Origin of the sequence: Azospirillum oleiclasticum (assembly GCF_013423485.1) — a bacterium.
In the GTDB taxonomy this organism is placed as follows: Bacteria; Pseudomonadota; Alphaproteobacteria; order Azospirillales; family Azospirillaceae; genus Azospirillum; species Azospirillum oleiclasticum.
The window spans coordinates 38,615-61,219 of sequence record NZ_JABFFR010000050.1 but is presented as its reverse complement, the minus strand read 5'-3'; the positions used below and the strand labels follow the sequence as shown (position 1 = coordinate 61,219).

At 68.4% G+C, this 22,605-nt stretch carries 19 protein-coding genes and 1 other RNA gene; 10 read left to right on the top strand and 10 right to left on the bottom strand.

What is annotated here, in order from left to right; genetic code table 11:
- Window positions 1-359: 359 nt before the first annotated feature.
- The 4 genes from ffs to recR all read left to right on the top strand — a co-directional run bounded on the left by ffs (window position 360) and on the right by recR (window position 3,418).
- Window positions 360-457, top strand: an RNA gene (ffs, locus tag HL658_RS32860) — signal recognition particle sRNA small type.
- Between the two features lie 173 nt (window positions 458-630).
- Window positions 631-2,469, top strand: a complete 1,839-nt coding sequence (locus HL658_RS32855) for a DNA polymerase III subunit gamma/tau (RefSeq protein WP_180286530.1) — start codon at window positions 631-633, stop codon at window positions 2,467-2,469.
- A gap of 3 nt (window positions 2,470-2,472) precedes the next feature.
- Window positions 2,473-2,796 carry a YbaB/EbfC family nucleoid-associated protein gene (locus HL658_RS32850; protein WP_180286474.1) on the top strand — a complete coding sequence of 108 codons (324 nt, stop codon included), beginning with the start codon at window positions 2,473-2,475 and terminating at the stop codon, window positions 2,794-2,796.
- A gap of 28 nt (window positions 2,797-2,824) precedes the next feature.
- Window positions 2,825-3,418, top strand: a complete 594-nt coding sequence (gene recR, locus HL658_RS32845) for a recombination mediator RecR (RefSeq protein WP_180286475.1) — start codon at window positions 2,825-2,827, stop codon at window positions 3,416-3,418.
- A 153-nt stretch (window positions 3,419-3,571) separates the two neighbouring features.
- On the opposite strand, the gene HL658_RS32840 is transcribed toward recR, so the two are convergent.
- On the bottom strand, window positions 3,572-4,231 hold the full coding sequence (locus HL658_RS32840; protein ID WP_180286476.1) for a TerC family protein: 660 nt from the start codon (window positions 4,229-4,231) through the stop codon (window positions 3,572-3,574).
- A 398-nt stretch (window positions 4,232-4,629) separates the two neighbouring features.
- Here HL658_RS32840 and HL658_RS32835 point away from each other — a divergent pair, with 398 nt between their 5' ends.
- From HL658_RS32835 to pgi, 3 genes are all read left to right on the top strand, one after another.
- Complete coding sequence (locus HL658_RS32835; RefSeq protein WP_180286477.1) at window positions 4,630-5,802, top strand: oxygenase MpaB family protein; 1,173 nt, start codon at window positions 4,630-4,632, stop codon at window positions 5,800-5,802.
- A complete protein-coding gene (locus tag HL658_RS32830; protein ID WP_343055407.1) occupies window positions 5,799-6,809 on the top strand; it encodes a catalase family protein in 1,011 nt (336 codons plus the stop codon). Before HL658_RS32835 ends, HL658_RS32830 begins: the two co-directional genes overlap by 4 nt.
- A 94-nt stretch (window positions 6,810-6,903) precedes the next feature.
- Entirely contained in the window at window positions 6,904-8,547 is a 1,644-nt protein-coding gene (pgi, locus tag HL658_RS32825; protein WP_180286478.1) for a glucose-6-phosphate isomerase, read from the top strand.
- A gap of 48 nt (window positions 8,548-8,595) precedes the next feature.
- Here pgi and HL658_RS32820 read toward each other — a convergent pair whose 3' ends face one another.
- Window positions 8,596-9,951, bottom strand: a complete 1,356-nt coding sequence (locus HL658_RS32820) for an esterase-like activity of phytase family protein (RefSeq protein ID WP_180286479.1) — start codon at window positions 9,949-9,951, stop codon at window positions 8,596-8,598.
- Window positions 9,952-10,197: 246 nt separating this feature from the next.
- On the opposite strand from HL658_RS32820, the gene aqpZ reads away from it, so the two are divergent.
- Window positions 10,198-10,938 carry an aquaporin Z gene (gene aqpZ, locus HL658_RS32815; RefSeq protein ID WP_180286480.1) on the top strand — a complete coding sequence of 247 codons (741 nt, stop codon included), beginning with the start codon at window positions 10,198-10,200 and terminating at the stop codon, window positions 10,936-10,938.
- Window positions 10,939-11,015: 77 nt separating this feature from the next.
- On the top strand, window positions 11,016-12,467 hold the full coding sequence (locus HL658_RS32810; RefSeq protein WP_180286481.1) for an ATP-binding protein: 1,452 nt from the start codon (window positions 11,016-11,018) through the stop codon (window positions 12,465-12,467).
- A gap of 53 nt (window positions 12,468-12,520) precedes the next feature.
- Here HL658_RS32810 and HL658_RS32805 read toward each other — a convergent pair whose 3' ends face one another.
- From HL658_RS32805 to HL658_RS32795, 3 genes are all read right to left on the bottom strand, one after another.
- Window positions 12,521-13,756: an argininosuccinate synthase gene (locus HL658_RS32805; protein ID WP_180286482.1), complete on the bottom strand. Its 1,236-nt coding sequence runs from the start codon at window positions 13,754-13,756 to the stop codon at window positions 12,521-12,523.
- A 63-nt stretch (window positions 13,757-13,819) separates the two neighbouring features.
- Window positions 13,820-14,050, bottom strand: coding sequence for a hypothetical protein (locus HL658_RS32800; RefSeq protein WP_180286483.1), 231 nt, complete (start codon window positions 14,048-14,050; stop codon window positions 13,820-13,822).
- A 13-nt stretch (window positions 14,051-14,063) separates the two neighbouring features.
- Complete coding sequence (locus tag HL658_RS32795) at window positions 14,064-14,297, bottom strand: hypothetical protein (RefSeq protein WP_180286484.1); 234 nt, start codon at window positions 14,295-14,297, stop codon at window positions 14,064-14,066.
- Window positions 14,298-14,457: 160 nt separating this feature from the next.
- Between HL658_RS32795 and HL658_RS38110 the strand changes: the two genes are divergently transcribed.
- Window positions 14,458-16,611 carry an ATP-binding protein gene (locus HL658_RS38110; RefSeq protein ID WP_180286485.1) on the top strand — a complete coding sequence of 718 codons (2,154 nt, stop codon included), beginning with the start codon at window positions 14,458-14,460 and terminating at the stop codon, window positions 16,609-16,611.
- 24 nt (window positions 16,612-16,635) lie between these two features.
- Here the strand turns inward: HL658_RS38110 and HL658_RS32785 are convergent, their stop codons facing one another.
- From HL658_RS32785 to dnaK, 5 genes are all read right to left on the bottom strand, one after another.
- Window positions 16,636-16,929, bottom strand: coding sequence for a hypothetical protein (locus tag HL658_RS32785; RefSeq protein WP_180286486.1), 294 nt, complete (start codon window positions 16,927-16,929; stop codon window positions 16,636-16,638).
- A gap of 69 nt (window positions 16,930-16,998) precedes the next feature.
- Window positions 16,999-18,150 (bottom strand): GGDEF domain-containing protein, encoded by a 1,152-nt coding sequence (locus tag HL658_RS32780; protein WP_343055406.1) that lies wholly within the window; start codon window positions 18,148-18,150, stop codon window positions 16,999-17,001.
- Window positions 18,151-18,363: 213 nt separating this feature from the next.
- Complete coding sequence (locus HL658_RS32775) at window positions 18,364-18,894, bottom strand: hypothetical protein (RefSeq protein WP_180286488.1); 531 nt, start codon at window positions 18,892-18,894, stop codon at window positions 18,364-18,366.
- A gap of 344 nt (window positions 18,895-19,238) precedes the next feature.
- Window positions 19,239-20,390, bottom strand: a complete 1,152-nt coding sequence (gene dnaJ, locus HL658_RS32770) for a molecular chaperone DnaJ (protein ID WP_180286489.1) — start codon at window positions 20,388-20,390, stop codon at window positions 19,239-19,241.
- Window positions 20,391-20,505: 115 nt separating this feature from the next.
- Window positions 20,506-22,440, bottom strand: a complete 1,935-nt coding sequence (gene dnaK / locus HL658_RS32765; protein WP_180286490.1) for a molecular chaperone DnaK — start codon at window positions 22,438-22,440, stop codon at window positions 20,506-20,508.
- Window positions 22,441-22,605: the final 165 nt, after the last annotated feature.

The following is a 22,605-nucleotide window of genomic DNA, read 5'->3' as shown; positions in this document are numbered from 1 at the left end:
GAAAGTTTTTCGGAAATCACGTCATAAGACAACCAGCCGACCCCGCCGCTGGCCACGACGAGAAGTGCGATGCCGCCAAACGACACAAGAAGCTTTTCGCGGATGCGAAAAGATCGACCGCTCCGGGCTGGCTGAATACCGCCGGTCCTGGCCGCCGCTTCGATCCCCATGATGCCCCCCTCTGCGAAACGGCGTCGTATGTTTTCATCACGACCAAAACCGTTAGTGTTACAACACTATAATTACGTCTTCGCGTCATGCAATCCAAATCGATGGGGGTAGCCGTGACCGCTGTGTGACGCGGTGCGGTGTGGCGAATGCCCTTGCATCCGCGGCGCCGGGTCCCGATATTGGGCGCGGGAGACTGGCGGCGGACGGGTCCCTCGCCAACCCGGTCAGGTCCGGAAGGAAGCAGCCGTAACGAGTTCCGGCTCGGGTCGTTCGTCCAGTCTCCCACCCCATCCTCCCACGCCATCCGCCCACCCCGCACGCCCGACGACGCGGAATTGACGGGCGACAGCGCGCGACGGCGCCGCTATGCTCCGGCTCGCCGAACCGCAGCCGAGCCGCCTCAAGGGTCCGAAGGGACGCGTGACCGACACCACCGCCACCGATACGGCCAGGACCGACATGGCCGACACCGACCGCGATCCCCACGCCGGATCGCGCGCGCAGGCGGGAGTCGCCTACCGCGTGCTGGCGCGCAAGTACCGGCCGCGCAGCTTCGACGAGCTGATCGGGCAGGACGCGCTGGTGCGCACCCTGACCAACGCCATCGCGTCGGGCCGGATCGCCCAGGCGTTCATGCTGACCGGGGTGCGCGGGGTGGGCAAGACCACCACCGCCCGCATCATCGCCCGCGCGCTGAACTGCATCGGCCCCGACGGGACCGGCGGGCCGACGGTGGCACCCTGCGGCGTCTGCGACCATTGCCGGGCCATCGCCGAGGACCGCCACGTCGATGTGATGGAGATGGACGCCGCCAGCCACACCGGCGTCGACGACATCCGCGAGATCATCGACGGCGTGCGCTACGCCCCCGTCTCCGCCCGCTACAAGCTCTACATCATCGACGAGGTCCACATGCTGTCGAAGAGCGCGTTCAACGCGCTCCTGAAGACGCTGGAGGAGCCGCCGTCCCATGTGAAGTTCGTCTTCGCCACCACCGAGATCCGCAAGGTGCCGGTGACCGTGCTGTCGCGCTGCCAGCGCTTCGACCTGCGCCGGGTCGATGCCGTGGTGCTGAAGGAGCACTTCACCCGGGTGACCGAGAAGGAGGGCGCCCGCATCGAGCCGGACGCCGCGGCGCTGATCGCGCGCGCCGCCGACGGCTCGGTGCGCGACGGGCTGTCGCTGCTGGACCAGGCGATCGCGCTGGCCAACGGCGCGGTGACCGCGGCGCAGGTGCGCGACATGCTGGGGCTGGCCGACCGCTCGCGCGTCATCGACCTGTTCGAGGCGGCGGTGTCGGCGCGGCCGGCGGAGGCGCTGGACATCCTGGCCGACCTGCACCGGGTGGGCGCCGACCCGCTGGTCATCCTGCAGGACCTGCTCGACCTCGTGCACAATCTGACCCGGCTGAAGGTGGTGCCCGACACCGCCGCCGACCCCACCCTGCCGGAGGCGGAACGCACGCGCGGCGCCGCCCTGTCCGCCAAGCTCGGCATGCCGGCCCTGACCCGCGCGTGGCAGCTCCTGCTGAAGGGGCTGGGCGAGGTGCAGGCGGCCCCGGTGCCGCAGCAGGCGCTGGAGATGGTGATCGTCCGCCTGTCCTACGCCGCCGACCTGCCGACCCCCGGCGAGATGATCCGGCAGCTCCAGGGCCAGCTCCAGGGTCAGACGCCGGGCCAGACCGGCGGCGCCACGCCCCCGCGCGGCGGCGGTGCCGGTGGAGGGGCCACGGCCATGGCCGCATCCCCGGTGCGCGCCGTCGCCTCCTCCCCCGCTCCGATGGCGTCCGCCACGGCGCCCGCCCCCGCCGCCGCGGCGAAGGCCGAGCCGGTGGCGGCCATGCCGGCCGATTTCGCCGCCCTCGTCCAGCTCTTCGCCGACAACCGGGAAGGGGCGCTGTACGGCCATCTGCACAGCGGCGCCCACCTCGTGCGGATGGAGCCGGGGCGGCTGGAGATCCGGCCGCGCCCCTCGGCCCCGCCCAACCTCGCCAACCGCGCCGGCCAGCTCCTCACCGAATGGACCGGGCGGCGCTGGGTGGTGATCGTGTCCGACGCGGTCGGGCACCCCACGCTGGCCGAGCAGGAGCGGGCGGCCAGCGACCGCCTGCTCGCCGAGGCGCGCCGTCACCCGGTGGTGAAGGCCGCGCTGGAGCTGTTCACCGGCGCCGACCTGCTCGGTGTGCGCGACGTCGCCGTCGCCGCGGCCGAGCCGCCCGCCGACGAGGAACCGGACGTCGATGACGTCAACGTGCGCGACGCCCTGTTGTATCCCCTGGATGAAGACGGAGAGTATTAGGCCATGAAGAATCTCGGCCAGATGATGAAGCAGGCCCAGCAGATGCAGGCCAAGATGCAGGAGATGCAGGCCGCCCTCGGCGACATCGAGGTGTCCGGCCAGTCGGGCGCCGGCATGGTGACGGTGACGCTGAACGGCAAGGGCGACCTGAAGAAGGTCAAGCTGGACAAGTCGATCGTCGATCCGAACGACACCGAGATGCTGGAGGATCTGCTGGTTGCCGCCTTCAACGACGCCAAGCAGAAGGTCGAGCAGCAGGTGCAGGCGGAGACGCAGAAGCTGATGGGGGGCTTGAGCCTGCCGCCGGGCTTCAAGCTGCCGTTCTGAAGCACGGCCCACCGGAAGACCGGACCTCATGATCGGACCGGAGATCGAGCGCCTGATCCAGCTCCTGGCCAAGCTGCCGGGGCTGGGGCCGCGCTCGGCGCGGCGGGCGGCGCTGCATCTGATGAAGCGGCGCGACGGGCTGATGGTGCCGCTGTCCGACGCCATGGCGACGGCGGCGGAGGCCATCCGCACCTGCAGCGTCTGCGGCAACCTCGACACGCGCGACCCCTGCACGGTCTGCGCCGACGCCACCCGCGACCGCAGCATCCTGTGCGTGGTGGAGGATGCCGGCGACCTGTGGGCGCTGGAGCGCACGCGCGCCTACCGCGGGCTCTACCATGTGCTGGGCGGCACCCTGTCGGCGCTGAACGGCGTGCGGCCGGAGGATCTGAGCATCGGCCCGCTGGCCGAGCGCGCCCGCGACCCCGCGGTGCGCGAGGTGATCCTGGCCCTGCCGGCCACGGTGGACGGCCAGACGACCGCCCATGTGGTGACCGACCGGCTGGCGGGTGCCGACGTCACCGTCTCCCGCCTCGCCCACGGCGTGCCGGTGGGCGGCGAGCTGGACTATCTCGACGACGGCACCCTGACCGCCGCGCTCAAGGCGCGGCGGCCTTACTGATATGAAATGCCGTTGATCGTGATCGATCAACGGTCCCTCAGACGCCGGGCGGCCCGCATCCGCGGGCCTTGGCTTCGCGCCCATGGGGGCGCGGGGCCTCAACGGCCCAACCAGACCCGATGAGGTCTTCTCATCGGGTCTGGTATGGCCTCGCTACACCGCCCCGCCGTTGACCAGCGGCCACACCTCCATCGCGCCGCGGTAGATCATCTCGACCGCCACATAGAGGATCACGGCCAAGCCGACATAGGCGATCCAGTGGTGGCGCTGGAGCAGCTTGGCGATGAAGCTGGCGGCGATGCCCATCAGGGCGATGGAGAGCGCCAGCCCGATGACCAGCACGGTCGGATGGTCGCGCGCGGCACCGGCCACGGCCAGCACGTTGTCGAGCGACATCGACACGTCGGCGATGACGATCTGCCAAGCCGCCTGGGCGAAGGTCTTGCGCGGGGCGGTCCCGGCGACGCTGCCGTCGGCGTCCAGGTCCTCGCCGGACACCGCCTCGGCGCCTTGCGTCTCCTCCCTCTGGGCGCGCAGCTCGCGCCACATCTTCCAGCACACCCACAGCAGCAGGATACCGCCGGCCAGCAGCAGGCCGACGATCTGGAGAAGCTGGGTGGTGACCGCGGCGAAGCCGATGCGCAGCACGGTGGCCGCGATGATGCCGATCAGGATGGCCTTGTTGCGCTGGTCCTTCGGCAGGCCGGCGGCGGCCAGCCCGATGACGATGGCGTTGTCGCCGGCCAGCACGAGATCGATGAGGATGACCTGGATCAGGGCCGAGAACCCGTCGGCCGTGAAGATTTCCATCATGTGCGCCGTTCCTCGGGTGAAATAAGGGCGTCGAGAACGGAGCGTCGGGCCGGATTTCCCGCCCTCCCCCGTCGCCGGCGCCGGCATGCGATGCCAACGGACGGAACGGACGGCAGGGATCGGCGGATGAGAACGCGGACAGGCCACTCCGGATGTCACCAGTCCGACATCACGACACTTGCGGGTCGTCAGAGGGGCCCGGCCTGGTAGCATCCCTTCTACGCCGGGCGCCGCACCCGCTCAACCCCATGCCTGCGCATGGGAGGTCTTCGCGGGTGAGGATTTCCACGATGCGGTAAAAAGGCGACGGACGTCCGCCGTTCCAGGACGGTTGAACCGGCCGGCGTGCCTGCGCACAATCGTTCGAACAGGAACGGTCGGAAAGCGGTACCCCGATCATGATCATTCCCACCGACTACACCGCCGGCTATGCCGCCGCGCGGCGGATCGATCCCGCGCTGGCCGAACGCTACCTGCGCAACACCACCGTCGGCGACCCGCTGGCGGACGCCATGATGGCCGCCTTCCAGGAGCACCCCGGCCCGCTCCAGCGCCAGTGGATGCAGCGCGGGATCGAAGGCGGGCCGGACGCCATCCCCGACGCGCCGGAGGCGGTGCGGGCCTTCTTCGCCGAATCGGAGCGGGTGCCCGCCTGGTTCGATCCCGACGCGGTGCTGCCCGGCTGCCGGGCCTTCCACCGCCATTCCGAGATGTTCCTGGGCGCCTTCGTCGCCGGGGTGCTGATCGAGGGCTTCTCCACCCTGATCTCCAAATCCTTCAGCATCACCGGCCGGATCGTCGATCAGGGGGTGCGGCGGCTGAAGCAGAACAACCTGCATCTGGTGGAGATCTTCATGCCCGGCGGGCTCGACCGCCAGGGCGAGGGCTGGAAGCTGTCGGTGCGCATCCGCATCGTGCACGCCCGCATCCGCCACCTGCTGACGGGAGCGGAGGAGTGGGACACCGAAGCCTGGGGCGTGCCGCTGAGCGCCGCCCACATCGGCTTCGCCACCGCCGCCTTCTCCGGCCTGCTGCTGGAACGCGCCCGCATGCTGGGGGTGCAGTTGTCGGCGGAGGAGGAAGCGTCCTTCATGATGATCTGGCGCTACTCCGGCCATCTGATGGGGGTGGAGCCGGAGCTGCTGTTCGAGGACAAGGCGTCCGCACTCGCCCTCCAGCGCATCGGCATCCTGTGCGAACCGCCGCCGGATCTGGAATCGATCCTGCTCGCCAACGGCCTGATCAACTCCGCCCCCGTGGTCGCCGGCATCACCGAGCCGAAAGCGCGCCGCGCCCTGGCGAGGCGCATCTATTCGGTGTCGCGCGCGCTGATCGGCAACGAGCTGGCCGACCAGCTCCGCTACCCGCCGTCGCGCACCTTCGGCGTGCTGGCGACGCTGCGCTGGAAGAACCAGGGCGAACGCTGGCTCTACCGCATGGTGCCGGCGCTGCGCCGGCGCCGCAGCATCGGCCAGTTCCAGCGTATGCTCGACGTCTCCTTCCACGACGCCGCCGGCATCAGCTACCGCATGCCCGAGCATCTGCACGCCGAGAAGGACGCGCCCCTGTGACCGGCCCCGATCAGCCGCGCTGCCCGCTCGACGCCATGCATGGACAGGTGGTCGGGATTCTCCGCCGCACCTTCCAGCGGCGGCGTCCCGACGGTGCCCTGCCCCGTTTCTTCCACGAGAAGAGCCACGGTTGCCTGCGCGGCACCTTCCGCGTCGAGCCACCGGTGGATCCGGCCTTGCGGCAGGGGCTGTTCGCCGTGCCGGCCGAGTACCCGGCGCTGGTGCGCTTCTCCAGCGGCATGATGGCCGACGACCGTGAGCCCGACACGCGCGGCCTGGGCATCAAGCTGTCCGGCGTGCCGGGCCCGGTGTGCGACGGCGCGCCCGCCGGCCAGCAGGATTTCCTGATGATCAGCCAGCCCGCCATCCCCACCCGCGACGTGACGGAGGCGGTGGAGTATTTCGGAAAGATCGACGGCGCCCGCGCGATCACGCCGCTGACCGCGCTGGTCCCGTCCTACCTGATGCCCGGCTTCCGGCCCTGGCGCACCCGCTGGCAGTATCTGGCGCTGATCATGGCCGCCATCCGCGCCCACCTGCGGGGCTGGGACCTGGCCCGCCTCACCTATTACGGCGTCACCCCCTACCGGCTGGGTGAGGGCGCCATGCTCTACCGCTGCCAGCCCGACCCGGCGACCTTCGCCCGCCGCCGGCCGCGCGGGCGCAGCTTCGCCGAGCGGCTCCAGGCCACGCTGGACGACGGCCCCCTCGCCTTCGACTTCCTGATCCAGCCCCGCCAGGGCGAGACCGACCCGCTCGACCGCATCGGCGTACCCTGGACCGGCCCCCTGCTCCGCGTCGCTCGGCTGGAGATCCCGCCGCAATCGGTGTCCGCCCTGCTGCCCACGGGCGACCGCCTGACCATGAGCCCGTGGAACGCGCTGAAGGCCCACGAACCGCTCGGCTCCATCAACGCCCTGCGCCGTACCGTCTATCACGCCTCCGCCACCGACCGCGGCGCCGACCCGTTGTTTCCAACAACCCTCTCCCCCCGGGGAGAGGTATAGAAATGCGCTCGGCACCTGCGCCGTTCCGCGCGTGCCCGCGCGGGCGGGATTGGTGTTAGACTCCCGGCCAAACCCGCAGGGAGACGAAACGACAATGTCCGCGCTCACCGAATCCCCCGCCTGGACGGCGCTGGCCCGGCATCGCGCGGCGATGGAGGGCGTGCGCATGCGCGACCTGTTCGCCGCGGATCCCGGCCGCTTCGACCGCTTCTCGGCGGAGGCTGCCGGCCTGTTCCTCGACTGGTCCAAGAACCGCATCACGGCGGAGACCCAGGCGCTGCTGCTCGACCTTGCCCGCCAGCAGGATGTGGAGGGCTGGCGCGACCGCATGTTCGGGGGCGAGGCGATCAACCTCACCGAGGGGCGTGCGGTGCTGCACACGGCACTCCGCAACCGCTCCGGCCGGCCGGTGACGGTGGACGGCAAGGATGTGATGCCGGAGGTGTCGTCCGTTCTGGAACGCGTCGGCCGCTTCGTGGGCGCTTTGCGCGCCGGCGACTGGAAGGGCTGGACCGGCCGGCCGATCACCGACGTGGTCAACATCGGCATCGGCGGCTCCGACCTCGGCCCCGTGATGGCGACCGAGGCGCTGAAGCCCTACCGCCACCCGCAGATCGAGGTGCATTTCGTCTCCAACGTCGACGGGACCCACCTCGCCGAGACGCTGAAATGGCTGGACCCGGAGACCACGCTGTTCGTGGTGGCGTCCAAGACCTTCACGACTCAGGAGACGCTGACCAACGCCCATTCCGCCCGCCGCTGGTTCCTCGAATCGGCCCGCGACGAGGCCCACATCGCGCGCCATTTCGTGGCCGTCTCCACCAACGAGGCGGAGGTGCGGAAGTTCGGCATCGACCCGGCCAACATGTTCGGCTTCTGGGACTGGGTGGGGGGCCGCTACTCGCTGTGGTCGGCCATCGGGCTGCCCATCGCGGTCGCCATCGGCATGGAGCGCTTCGAGGAGCTGCTGGCCGGCGCCCACGCCATGGACGAGCATTTCCGCACCGCCCCGCTGGAGCGCAACCTGCCGGTGATCCTGGGCATGCTGGGGGTGTGGTACGGCAATTTCTGGGGGGCCGCGGCGCACGCCGTGCTGCCCTACGACCAGTATCTGCACCGCTTCGCCGCCTATCTCCAGCAGCTCGACATGGAATCGAACGGCAAGTCGGTGGACCGGCAGGGCAACCCGGTGGACTATTCCACCGGCCCCGTCGTGTTCGGCGAGCCGGGGACCAACGGGCAGCACGCCTTCTACCAGCTGATCCACCAGGGCACGCAGCTCATCCCCTGCGACTTCCTGGCTCCGGTGGAGTCGCAGAACCCCATCGGCGACCATCACCGCATCCTGCTGTCCAACTTCCTGGCGCAGCCGGAGGCGCTGATGCGCGGCAAGACGCCGGACGAGGTGCGGGCGGAGATGTCCAAGGCCGGCGTGCCGGCGGCGCGCATCGAGGCGCTGGTGCCGCACCGCGCCTTCGCCGGCAACAAGCCCACCAACAGCATCCTGTTCCGCAAGCTGGACCCGGCGACGCTGGGCGCGCTGGTGGCGCTCTACGAGCACAAGGTGTTCGTGCAGGGCGTGGTGTGGAACATCAACAGCTTCGACCAGTGGGGCGTGGAGCTGGGCAAGCAGCTCGCCAGCGCCATCCTGCCGGAGCTGGCCGCGGGTGCCGAAGCACCCGCCCACGACAGCTCCACCAACGGGCTGATCGCGCGGGTGACGGCCCCGGCGGCGTAGAGGCCGGAGGCACCGGCCGCGGCATCGCCCGCGGCCGGTGCCGGTCGGTCACTTCGCCTTGAGGAAGTCGCCGACCTCGAGCAGGACCAGCTCGTTGTCGTCGGCGGCGTTGGGCTCGCGGCTGCTGGAGAAGGGCAGATTGTTGTCGTTGCCCACCACGATGTGGGTGGCGTCCACCACGTCCACATTCTCGATGGTGAAGAAGGGGAAGGTCAGCACGCCGTTGGTGAGCGGCTTGCGGGACTTCTTGTCGGGGTCGGCGATCTTCATCAGGTCGATGTAGCCGATCTTGCGCACCGGGCCGCCGGCGTTGGCGTCGGTCAGCTCGATCTTGTAGACGCGCTTGAATTCGGCCGGCTTGGCGAAGCAGTTCGTGGTCGGCGCCCCCGCGGCGCAGGCCTTGTCGGCCGTGCCTTCCAGGTTGTCGCGCTCGATGATCATGCCGGTGGTGCCGTCGATCATGTTGAAGTCGCCGATGGCGTTGCCGTTGGTCTCCAGCACATACTGCCAGGAGCGGCCGGTCCAGGCGCCCTTCGCCACGTCGAACTCGACGATGCGCAGGTATTCCTTGCCGTCGGCGGTCTTCTCGACGTCCTTCTTTTCCGCATTCCAAACCGGCCCTTCGAGCAGGCCGTAGAGGAACTTGCCGTCCTTCGACGACGCCAGCCCCTCGTAACCCTTGGAGCGGCGCGCCTCGAAGGCGACGGTGCCGCCGGGGGCGGCGGGGGTGAGAACCGCCGGGTGATCCGGCGAGCGCACCGGCTTGCCATCCACCATCGTCTCGTAGACCGCCAGCACCTTGCCCGTGAGATCGGCCTTGATGATGAAGGGACCGAACTCGTCGCCGATCCACAGCGTGTCGCCGATGATCTGGAAGCCTTCGGTGTCGAAGTCGGAGCCGGTCAGGTAGCGCTTCTCCGTCCCCTCATGGACGATGCGGAAGGGCACCTTCTTGTCGGGGTCGTGCAGGAAGATGGTCGCCAGCCGCTTCATGGTGCCGGCCGCGAAGTCCACCGTGTAGTGGTTCAGGAACAGCATGCTGTCGGGCGAGTTGGCCTTGCTGCCGAAACCGTTGTCGGTCAGCAGCCAGAAGGACCCGTCGGCCATGCGCTGGATGCCGGAATGGCCCTGGACGGGCTGCCCCTGGAAGGGCAGCGACACGCCGGTCGGGCGCCCGCCCGACTTGCCCTCGACGCTGCCGACCGCCTCGACACGGGTGCCGGTGGTGAATTTGCCGGAGACCTTCAGGTCGGCCGGCGCGTCGGCCGGGGCCTCGATGAAGGTCTTGGCGGGCAGCAGGGCATGGCCGGCCAGCGTGGCGGGAAAGGCGGTCTGCGCGTGGGCGGCGGACGCGGCGGCGAGGGCCACCAGGGCCACGCCGGCAAGGACGGCGCTGCGGATCATCGGGGGGGCTCCGGTGAATGGGTACGAAAGGATGCGGCCCTTGATGACAGGCTTGGGTGACCGGGGCGTGACGGGGATGGGGCGGTTTTGTTGCGGCCGGAGCCTCCACCACCAATTCGTCGGGAGCGTTGCGCCTGGAAGGGTGGACCCCTGCCCGAAAAAGCGAAAGGCAAGCACCGGTTGCCGACTTATCCTTGTCCAGTCTTCCCGTCCAACAAAGGACGACAGACGTTAAGGGAGGCTCCCATGAAATTGCTGCGGAGAACATCCGCCGAATTCATCGGCACGTTCTGGCTGGTTTTCGGGGGATGCGGCAGTGCCGTGCTGGCCGCCACGTTCCCGGAGGTGGGGATCGGGTTCCTGGGGGTGTCGGCGGCCTTCGGTTTGACCGTGCTGACGATGGCCTACGGAATCGGCCACATCTCCGGCTGCCATCTGAACCCCGCCGTGACGGTGGGCCTGTTCTCCGGAGGGCGCTTTCCGGCCAGGGACGTGCTTCCCTACGTCGTGGCGCAGGTGGTCGGCGCCTTCTGCGCCGCGATCGTTCTCTACGTCATCGCCAGCGGCAAGACCGGCGCCGACGTGCTGGCGGGCGGGCTGGCCTCGAACGGCTTCGCGGAGCATTCGCCCGGCGGCTACAGCATGGCGTCGGGCTTCCTGATCGAGACGCTGCTGACCTTCTTCTTCGTGCTGGTCATCCTCGGCAGCACGGACCGCCGGGCACCGGCGGGCTTCGCCCCCATCGCCATCGGCCTGGCGCTGACCCTGATCCACCTGATCAGCATTCCGGTCACCAACACCTCGGTCAACCCGGCGCGCAGCACCGGGCCGGCGCTGGTGGTCGGCGGCTGGGCGATCCAGCAGCTCTGGCTGTTCTGGCTGGCCCCGCTGCTGGGCGGCGCGCTGGGCGGCCTCGCCTACCGGATCCTGGCGGAGGAGGAGTTGCCGAAACCGGCGATCACCGGGGAGGTCAAGCCGTCGGTGTGACCGGCCGCCGCAACGCGCTGGTGGAGCGGGTATCCATGCGCTACCATCGATCACGATCATGATCGATGGTAGGCATCATGCGCGACGTGTCCGACGACGAAGTGCGATTGCGTCTGAAGTTGGACAACCCGTGGTGGCGCGACGGGGTGGTGCCCGATTATCTCGCTCCAACCCTGAAGCGTGCCCATTTCGAGCCGTTCTTCGATCTGGTGACGGAAACCGGGGTGCGGCGCGCCATCGTCCTGATGGGACCGCGCCGCGTCGGCAAGACGGTGCTCATCCACCAGACGATCCAGACACTCATCGCCGACGGCACGCCCCCCGCCGACATCATGTATCTGTCGCTCGACACTCCGGTCTACACGGGTGTCGGGCTGGAAAAGCTGCTGCGCATCCAGTTTGGCGACGACACGCTTCTGGAACGCCGGCCGCGCTGGGTGTTCTTCGACGAGGTGCAGTATCTCAAGGACTGGGAGCGGCACCTGAAGTCCCTGGTGGACACCCTGCCCGGCTTCCGCTTCGCCGTCTCCGGTTCCGCGGCGGCGGCGCTGCGCCTGAAGAGCACGGAGTCCGGGGCCGGGCGCTTCACCGATTTCCGGCTGCCGCCGCTGGCCTTCTGCGAGTATCTGGGCTTCGTCGGGATCGACGACATCAAAGGCATGCCTATCGACGACCTGAACCGGGAGTTCTTCAACTACATCAATTACGGCGGCTTCCCGGAAACCGTGCTGGTTCCGTCCGTGCGCTCCAACATGGAACGCTTCATCCGCAGCGACATCCTCGACAAGGTACTGCTGCGCGACCTGCCGGATCTCTATGGAATCGACAGCATCCAGGACCTGAACCGCCTGTTCACCGTGCTCGCCTACAACACCGCGGAGGAGGTCAGCTACGACGGGCTGTCGCAGTCGGCGGAAATGGCGAAGAACACCATCCGCAAGTACCTCGATTACCTCGAAGCGGCCTTCCTGATCCTACGCCTGCCGCGCATCGACCAGAACGCCAAGCGGTTCAAGCGGGAGACCCACTTCAAGGTGCACCTGACCAACCCCTCCATCCGGGCGGCCCTGTTCGGCGCGGTGGGACAGGACGATCCGATCGCGGGAAATCTGGTGGAGACGGCGATTGTGGCGCAGTTGCTCCACACGAAAGTGACAGAGGCGGCGCGTTATGCGCGATGGGCGGATGGGGAGGTGGACCTTGTCATTTCAGGACAACATCTTGACTTGAATTCGATAGGCACTTTCGCAGACCGAACTACAACAACCAGCATCGAGATAAAATGGTCCGATCGATACGCGGCTCGACCGGAAGAACTAAGATCTCTAATGGCTTTCGCCAAGAAAACTTCAGTTAATTTGTCCGTTGCGACAACGAGAACAAAGTCGCTTTATCAGTTTACCAAAGAAATTAGCCTTCAAATGTTGCCAGCGGCATACCTCTGCGACGACTTGGGGCGTGCCGCAATGGACGACCCATTCGAATCACTGAACGCAATGGCGATTGAAGCCGCCCTGCGGCGGGAGTGACTCCATCACAAGGAGACAACCTCCCATCCGCAGGTGCATCGACAGCTGAAAACTTACCCCAGCTTCCCCTTCGCCATCGTCGCCAGCCGGAGCCGCAGCGCGTTCAGCTTGATGAACCCCTCGGCGTCCTTCTGGTTGTAGACGCTGTCCTCCTCGAAGGTGACGTAGTCGAGGCGGTAGAGGCTGTTGGGGGACTTGCGGCCGACCACGGTGACGTTGCCCTTGTAGAGCTTCAGGCGCACCACGCCGTTCACCATCTCCTGCGTCTGGTCGATCAGCGCCTGCAGCGCCAGACGCTCCGGGCTCCACCAGTAGCCGCAGTAGATCAGCTCCGCGTAGCGCGGCATCAGCTCGTCCTTGAGATGCGCCGAGCCGCGGTCGAGCGTGATGCTTTCCATGGCGCGGTGCGCGGCCAGCAGGACGGTGCCGCCCGGCGTCTCGTAGACGCCGCGCGACTTCATGCCGACGTAGCGGTTCTCCACCAGATCGAGCCGGCCGATGCCGTTCTCGCCGCCCAGACGGTTCAGCTCGGTGAGCAGGTTCATGGGCGACAGCGGCTTGCCGTCGACGGCCACCGCGTCACCGCGGCGGAATTCCACCTCCACATAGGTGGGGGTATCCGGCGCCGTCTCGGGCGAGACGGAACGGGTGAACATGTCCTCGTCCGGCTCGACCCACGGGTCCTCCAGCGCCTTGCCTTCGTAGGAGATGTGCAGGAGGTTGGCGTCGGTGCTGTAGGGCGCCTCGCCCCGCTTGTCCTTGGCGATCGGGATCTGGTTCTTCTCGGCGTAGTCGATCAGCCGGGTGCGGCTGTTCAGGTCCCACTCGCGCCAGGGGGCGATGATCTTGATGTCCGGGCGGAGCGCGTAATAGCCCAGCTCGAAGCGCACCTGGTCGTTGCCCTTGCCGGTGGCGCCGTGGGCGACGGCGTCCGCGCCGACCTGGTTGGCGATCTCGATCTGGCGCTTGGCGATCAGCGGCCGGGCGATCGAGGTGCCGAGCAGGTAGGTCCCCTCGTACAGCGTGTTGGCGCGGAACATCGGGAACACGAAGTCGCGCACGAACTCCTCTCGGAGGTCGTCGATGAAGATGTTCTCCGGCTTGATGCCCAGGAGCTCGGCCTTGCGCCGCGCCGGCTCCAGCTCCTCGCCCTGGCCGAGGTCGGCGGTGAAGGTCACCACCTCGCAGCGGTAGGTCTCCTGCAGCCATTTCAGGATGACGGAGGTGTCGAGACCGCCGGAATAGGCGAGGACGACTTTCTTGATCTCTTTGCCGGTCGCACCGCTCATGACGCGCTCACTTGGAAGCCAACTGGAGGTGAGCGCGGACGGTACGGCCTTTCCGGGCCCGCTTCAAGGCCCGCGCGCGGCGCCCTTCGCAGCACCGTCCACCGCCGGCCAGCGGGCGAAGGCGAAGGCCCAGAAGGCGATCACGTTCAGGTATGGCACCAGCAGCAGCAGGATCCACAAGGGGCTGCGCCCGGCCTTCGCCAGCACCCAGCCACCGATCGACAAGGTGTAGGTGAGGATGGCGGCGACGATCAGATAGCCCAGCCAGGGCTCGAGTCCGAGAACGGTTTCCATGGATTGCGGCTCCTTACAGGCTGCGCCGCGCCTTGGGCGGCAGCGGGGCCGCGCGCTCCGGCAGCACCGGCCAGCGCTTGTGGCCCAGGATGCCCAGCGCCAGCGCCACCCCCACCATGGGCACGAACACCACCAGCGACCACCAGGGCGTCAGACCAGCCCGCCGGTAGATCCGCCACAGCGGCCACGCGATGAGCGCGTTGAACAGCGTCATGGTGACGGCGGGATTCTGCAGCAGCTCCTGCACGCGACGGGCTCCGGTCGGGATCGGTGGACGGACGGCGGACAATGTGTGCTTTCGTGTCATCTTGTCGAGGCGGAAGTGACGGATTGCCGCAAATGCGTGCCCTGGAACGGGGGTTCTGATACCATAGGCTGGATTGGACGATAGGGGACGCAGCAGGGCCGTGACCGCCAGACCCGAATCCGGCAGCGCGGCCATCGCAGCGTTGCCGCCGATGTTGTTCGTGCGTCTGCGGATCGCGTTGCTGTGTCTGGTGGCGCTGGTCGTCTGCGGTCTTGCGGCCGACGCGGTGCTGGAGATCGTCCGCACCCGCGAGGAGGCGGTGGCCGAAGCCACCCGCCAGACCGGCAATCTGGCGGAGACGCTGGAGCTGCACGCCTCGTCGGCGTTCCGCATCGCCGATCTGGCCGCCGCGTCGCTGGCCGACCGCATGAGCCACCGCGCCGGCCGGCCGGGCCTGTCGCCGGAGGAGGCGATGGAGCTGATCCAGGAACGGCTCGACCCGTCGCTTCCCTACCGCAATCTGGTGGTCACCGACGCCGAGGGCAATGTCCGGGTGGACGGCACGGGGATCCCTCCGACCTTCAACATTGCCGACCGCAGCTATTTCCGGGTGCAGCGCGACCGCCCCGATGCGGGCATGTTCATCTCGGAACCGATCCGCAGCCGGCTCGGGCGCGGCTGGTTCGTCGCGGTCAGCCGGCGCATCACCGACGCGGCCGGCGCCTTCGCCGGCATCGCCTACGCGGTGATCGACCTCGACATGTTCGACCGCTTCTACGCCAGCCTGGATGTGGGGCCGAACGGGGTGGTGACGCTGTGGTCGCGTGACGGCTACGTGCTGGCCCGCCGCCCCCGCGACGCCGCGCTGTCGGAGAACCCCGCCCGCTTCTCCGACATCGTCACCCGCATCCGCGAGCCGGGCTACCGCGGCACACTGCACAGCGTGTCGCCCATCGACGGCAAGCTGCGGGTGCGCTCGATGCGGGCGGCGACCGACCTGCCGGTGCTGGTGACGGTGGGGCTGGCGGAGGAGGATTTCCTGGCGCTGTGGCGCACCAACATGTGGCAGCGGATGGCCGCCAGCGCCGCGGCCTTCCTGTTCGTGGTGGCGCTGACGCTTCTGCTGTTCCGCCAGCTCCGCGCGCTGGAGGCCACCACCCGCGCGCTCCGCGAGAGCGAGGCGCAGGCGCGCGCCAGCACCGGGCGGCTGACCGCCATGGTCAACGCGCTGCCGGACCTCGCCTTCATCCTGGACGGTGACGGACGCTACACGGAGGTGATCGGCCACGGCAGCCCGGACCTGCTGGCGGTTCCCGCCGAATCACTGCACGGGCGCCGCCTGCACGATGTGCTGCCGGAGCCCGTGGCCGACCGGCTGCTGGCGGCGACGCGGCAGACCATCGAGGGCGGCGGCCCGCAGCGGCTCGAGTACCCGCTGACCACTCGGGCCGGGCGGCCGGCGTGGTTCGAGGGGCGCACCGCGGTCCTGCCGGCCGATTTCGCGCCCCGCCCGATGGCGCTGTTCCTGGCCCGCGACATCACCGACCGGGTCGAGGCGGCGGAGCGTCTGGCGCGCGCGCGCGATCTGGCGGAGAGCGCCAGCCGCACCAAGAGCGCCTTCCTCGCCACCATGAGCCACGAGCTGCGCACCCCGCTGAACGCCATCATCGGCTTCTCGGAAATCATGGTGCACGGCATGTTCGGGCCGCTCGGCAACGATCGCTACCGGGAGTACGCCACCCACATCCACCAGAGCGGCATTCATCTGCTGGACCTCATCAACAACATCCTCGACATGTCGAAGCTGGAGGCCGGGCGCCTGGCCCTGGAGGAACGACCCGTCGATCTGGGCGAAGTGATCGCGGCCTGCGCCGCCCTGAACGAGGTGCCGGCCGGCAAGGGCGGGGTGGCGCTGTCGGTGCGGATGGTCGGCGATCCGCCCTGGGTGATGGCCGACGAGCGGGCGCTGCGCCAGATCCTGCTGAACCTGCTGTCCAACGCCGTCAAGTTCACCCCGGCCGGCGGGACGGTCACGGTGACCGTGGAGTCCGTGGCGGGCGGGCCGGTGGTGGTGGGCATCGCCGACACCGGCATCGGGATCTCGCCGGAGGCTATGGCGCACATCACCGAGCCCTTCCATCAGGCCGACACCTCGATCAGCCGGCGCTTCGGCGGCACCGGCCTGGGGCTGGCGATCACGCGCAGCCTGGTCGAGCTGCATGGCGGCAAATTGTGGATCGACAGCCGCGAGGGATGCGGCACCACGGTGACGGTCAGCCTGCCGCCGGAGCGGGTGGTGGAGCCCAGCCTGTGACCCGGCCGCAGCGGCGATAACCCCTCAGAAAACCCCGACGGCGGCGTGCGCCCAGACCGTCAGCACGAGGCCGACGAGTACGGCCGCGATCATGACCCGATGCGCGGGCTTGCCCGTCCGGCGCACCGCGAGTTCGAAGACCGCTCCCGCCCCGACGAGGAGCGCGCCAGCCGCGGCGAAATCCTCCACACCCCAGGCGACCTCGTCGGTGAAGCGCATCGCCACCAGCGGCAGCAACAGCAGGACCGCGATCGTGCCCCACAGCACCGGTCTCCACCGCGGCGTCCGCCGACGCCGACCCGATTCCGTTGCGATCATGCCATGCCTCCAGCCGCGGTCCCCACCGGGCGGGCGCCCGGCCCGGTCATCATCACGACCGGCGATGGCCTAATCCGCCGCATCCACGTGATCGGGAGACGCGGAGCCCACGCCCTCGCCGGCGACGATGCGGTTCTTGCCGGCCTGCTTGGCGAGGTACATGCGGTGATCGGCGAGGTCGACCAGCGTCTCCCAGCTCTCCGGGCGGTCGAGCGACAGCTCGGCGATGCCGACGCTGGCGGTCTGTCCGGTGCCGTCCGGCCGGCGGCCAAGCCCGCGGGCGCACAGCCGCTCCACCGCGGCGCAGGCGCCGTCGCGGGTGGTGTTGGGCATCACCACCAGGAACTCCTCCCCACCCCAGCGGATCATCACGTCGGTCTGCCGCAGCATGCCGCGGATGGTGCGGGCGGTGTCGCGCAGCGTGCGGTCGCCCTCCTCGTGGCCGTGACGGTCGTTGACCGCCTTGAAATCGTCGAGGTCGAAGAACACCACCGACAGCGGCAGGGCGGCACGGCGGGCGTGACCATACTGGATGCGCAGCAGCTCCTCCCCCACCCGGCGGCCGAAGGCGCCGGTCAGCGCGTCGTGCGAGGCCTGCTCGACCAGCGCCATCATGAAATGGAGCTGGCTCATCGCCGCCAGCGTCGCCACCACCATGATCAGCAGCAACAGCCACAAGGCCCCGACATAGGACGGGAAGGGAAAGACGATCGAGCCGTAGAGCCCGGTCCCGAAATGCGCCACCAGCAGCGGCAGCGCGAACAGCCCCCCCTCCAGCGCCGTCAGCGGGAAGACGCTGAGCCCCGCCACCATCACGAAGGGCAGAAAGGCGTAGCCCGCCGCCATCGCCACCCCGGCACCGGCGATGTGGTCCTCGTTCAGGAGCGGATGGGACAGCAGGAAGAAGACCGTCGGCACCGCCAGCAGCAGCGCCAGCCCGCGCCGCGCGGCACCCACGTCGTCGGTGACGCGGTAACGCAGCGCCAGCCAGCCGAAGGCCCCGCTCGCCGCGATGCGCAGCGCCGCCAGCCAGCCGGACAGCGGCCAGGTGAAGATCAGCACGTCGATGATGATCCACAGCGGCGTCAGCAGCGCGAACACGCCGGCGACCATGCGCATGCGCGACTGGATCAGCAAGGCGCGGCGGCGCTGGATCAGCGTGGTGTGCCCGCCGGGAAGCAGCAGATCCCGGAGCTGGGCGAGCGAGAGATCGCCGCTCACGGCTTTGAAGGCCCTTTCCGTGAACAACCGGAGGAAGTTCAAGCCACGGTCATACACGCGAATGCCTCCGTCGGCAACGCTGTTCCGTCCGGCCCATACCGGAGTCCGTGGCTGCGTGCCCGCCGATCCGGGTCCCCCAGAGTCCCAGCGACACCGTCCCGCGTCAAGCATCAAGGGTGCGACCGCTTGGCGCGGCCGTTCCCACAACAGCCGTTACAGGAAAACCGAGCAAAGTATCGAGCCGACCACGAAAATGGTGAACGACAACGAGACGGCCGATACCCGGAAGGTCGGCTCGTCCCACCGGCTGGTGCCGAACGACTTCCAGTGCTCCGGATAGAGGCTACGGCCAGTAAGATAGATCCCGGGCGTGTGGAGCCCCAGCGCCTCGTCCAGATTGCAGATCACTCGCGCGATGTCCCGGAAGTAGTCGTACAGCATGCGGGTGACATAGAGACCAAACACGCCGATGACGATGGGCAGGTAGACGGCCACGTACCGCGCCGGCCGCCCCAGTGCGCCGGCATGCTCGACCGCCCACAGGCAGGTCACCGCCATCGCACCGATGGTAGCGAGCGTGAGGCTGGCGCACAGCCTTCGAAAATCATGCATCTCCCGCGAAAGCTGGGTGTGGACGGCGATCACCGCGGCCGGAGGCTGCGCGGGTGCGATGACCGTCGGTGGCTTGGCCTCGTCCTCGCTGGAGGAAATGGGTGAAAGAGCGCCGACATCGGTGAGTGACACGGCGCGCCTCCCCCAAACATGCATCTGCGGGCATAATACGCGCATCGCGCGCATAAGGTCGATCGCATTCTCATTAACAGAATGTACAGCGGCGGAAACTCCCGGCACGCGATCTGACCCATCACGCGCGGCGGGAACTCCCACCGCCTCGACACCGGGGGAGAGCGTGCGGTTGCAACGCCGCATCCGAAGACGATTTTCGGCAGAGTCCACGCCGGGTTCACCGGCAAATGGGACGGGTGGGCACGCGGCGTGGGGGCTGGCGGATATGGAGGAAAGCCCAGCCCACATCCTCCCGCCGCACTGCCTCCTTCCTCCCCCGCGGCTGGCGGGAGAGGGCTTCCTCAGTCCTTCAAATCCTCCCAGAGTTCCTTGACCTTGGCGAAGAAGCCCTCCGACTGGGGGTGGCTGCCTTCCTTGCCGGCCTTTTCGAACTCGCGCAGCAGCTCCTGCTGGCGCTTGGTGAGGTTGACGGGGGTTTCGACCACCGCCTGGATGTACATGTCGCCGCGCTGCGGGCTGCGCAGCACCGACATGCCCTTGGAGCGGAGGCGGAACTGGTGACCGCTCTGGGTCCCGGGGGGCACCGTGATCTTGGTGCGGCTGCCCTCGATGGTCGGCACCTCGATGGTCCCGCCCAAAGCCGCGGTGGTCATCGGGATGGGCACGCGGCAGTGGATGTTGGCACCGTCGCGCTGGAACATCGGGTGCGGTGCCAGGGCGAGGAAGATGTAGAGGTCGCCCGGCGGCGCGCCGCGCAACCCGGCCTCCCCCTCCCCCGCCAGACGGATGCGGGTACCGTCCTCGACGCCCGCGGGGATGTTGACCTGGAGCGACTTTTCCTTGCGCAGCCGCCCGGCGCCGCCGCAGCTCTTGCAGGCGTCCTTGATCACCCGGCCCTGGCCGTGGCAGGCCGGGCAGGTGCGTTCGATGGTGAAGAAGCCCTGCTGCGCCCGCACCTTGCCATGGCCCGAGCAGGTTGGGCAGGTGACAGGCTGCGTGCCGGCCGCGGCACCCGAACCGCTGCAGGTGTCGCAGACGACCGACGTCGGGACCCGGATGGTGGTCTGGGTGCCCTTGAACGCCTCCTCCAGCGTGATCTCCAGGTTGAAGCGGAGATCCTGGCCGCGCCCCGAGCCGCCGCCGGCACCGCGCCGACCGCCGCCCATGAACTCCCCGAACATCTCGTCGAAGATGTCGGCGAAGCCGCCGGACCCGAAATCGAAATTGAAGCCGCCAGCGCCCGCCCCGGGCCCGCCGCCGCGCCCGTTCTCGAACGCCGCGTGGCCGAAACGGTCGTATGCGGCCCGCTTCTGCTCGTCCTTCAGGACCTCGTAGGCTTCACTGATTTCCTTGAACTTCTGCTCGGCGTCCTTGTCACCCTGATTGCGATCGGGGTGATACTGCATCGCCATCTTGCGGTAAGCCTTCTTCAGCTCATCCGCAGAGGCGCCCTTCTGCACGCCAAGCAGCTCGTAATAATCTTGCTTCGCCATGGCCCACCGAGCGCGTCACCGACCATCCGGTATAGCGTCCCGGCCCGACCGCTGGGAAGCGGAATCGGGACCGGGACGGTACGACAACGGACGGCCGAAGCCTCAACACACGGCCTCAGGCCGACTTCTTCTTGTGATCGTCGTCGACTTCCTCGAAGTCGGCATCGACCACGCCCGGCTCGTTGGGCGCGCCACCGGCGGCACCCGCACCGGCAGCACCCGCCGCGGCCGCACCCGGATCGGCCTGGCCGGCCTTGTACATGGCCTCGCCCAGCTTCATGGAGACCTGGGCCAACGCGTCGGTCTTGGCCTTCAGGGCGGCGATGTCGTCGCTGTCCATCACGCCCTTCAGCTCGGCCACCGCCGTTTCCGCCGCCGCCTTGTCGGCCGCGGGGATCTTGTCCTCGGCCTCCTTGATGGTGCGCTCGGTGGTGTGGATCAGCGCATCGGCGTGGTTGCGGGCGTCCACCAGTTCGCGCCGCTTCTTGTCGTCCGCGGCGTGGGCCTCCGCGTCCTTCACCATTTTCTGGATGTCGGCGTCGGACAGGCCGCCGGAGGCCTGGATGCGGATCTGCTGCTCCTTGCCGGTCGCCTTGTCCTTGGCCATGACGCTGACGATGCCGTTGGCGTCGATGTCGAAGGTCACCTCGATCTGCGGCACGCCGCGCGGGGCCGGCGGGATGCCGACCAGGTCGAACTGGCCCAGCATCTTGTTGTCGGCCGCCATCTCGCGCTCACCCTGGAAGACGCGGATGGTCACGGCGTTCTGGTTGTCCTCCGCCGTGGAGAAGACCTGGCCCTTCTTGGTCGGGATGGTGGTGTTGCGGTCGATCAGGCGGGTGAACACGCCGCCCAGCGTCTCGATGCCGAGCGACAGCGGGGTCACGTCGAGCAGCAGGACATCCTTCACCTCGCCCTTCAGCACGCCGCCCTGGATGGCGGCGCCGATGGCGACCACCTCGTCCGGGTTCACGCCGCGGTGCGGCTCGCGCCCGAAGAACTGCTTCACCGCCTCGATCACCTTGGGCATGCGGGTCATGCCGCCGACCAGTATGACCTCGTCGATCTCGCTGGCCTTCAGCCCGGCGTCCTTCAGGGCCGCCTTGCAGGGCTCGATCGTGCGCTGGATGAGCTGGTCCACCAGGGCTTCCAGCTTGGCGCGGGTGAGCTTGATGTTGAGGTGCTTCGGCCCCGACTGGTCGGCGGTGATGAAGGGCAGGTTCACCTCGGTCTGCATCGAGGACGACAGCTCGATCTTGGCCTTTTCCGCCGCCTCCTTCAGGCGCTGGAGGGCGAGCTTGTCCTTGCGCAGGTCGATGCCCTGCTCCTTGTTGAACTCGTCCGCGAGGTAGTCGATGATCCGCGCGTCGAAGTCCTCGCCGCCCAGGAAGGTGTCGCCGTTGGTGGACTTCACCTCGAACACGCCGTCGCCGATCTCCAGCACGGAGATGTCGAAGGTGCCGCCGCCGAGGTCGTAGACCGCGATGGTGCCGGTGCCCTTCTTCTCCATGCCGTAGGCGAGCGCGGCCGCCGTCGGCTCGTTGATGATGCGCAGCACCTCCAGGCCCGCGATCTTGCCGGCGTCCTTGGTGGCCTGGCGCTGGCTGTCGTTGAAGTAGGCCGGGACGGTGATGACCGCCTGGGTCACCTTCTCGCCCAGATAGTTCTCCGCCGTCTCCTTCATCTTCTGCAGGATGAAGGCGCTGATCTGGCTCGGGCTGTACTTCTTGCCGAACGACTCCACCCAGGCGTCGCCGTTGTCCCCGGAGATGATCTTGTAGGGGACGAGGCCCTTGTCCTTCGTGGTCAGCGGATCGTCGTAGCGCCGGCCGATCAGGCGCTTGATCGCGAAGAAGGTGTTCTCCGGGTTCGTCACCGCCTGCCGCTTGGCCGGCTGGCCCACCAGGCGCTCGCCGTTCTGGGCGAAGGCGACCATCGACGGGGTGGTGCGCGCGCCCTCGACGTTCTCGATCACCTTGGCGCTGGAGCCCTCCATGACGGCGACGCAGGAGTTCGTGGTGCCGAGGTCGATGCCGATGACTTTGCTCATGTTGAACCTCTGGTTTCCGGCAGATGCGTGGTGGCCCGTGGTCACGGCACCGCCCGCATCCCCACTCGGGTCGTTGGAACGGTTGGGGTGACAAGACACGACTGTACGCGGGGAGATATAGGCAGGTGCGCCGGACGCTGCAACGCCCCTGACACACGGCCCGGC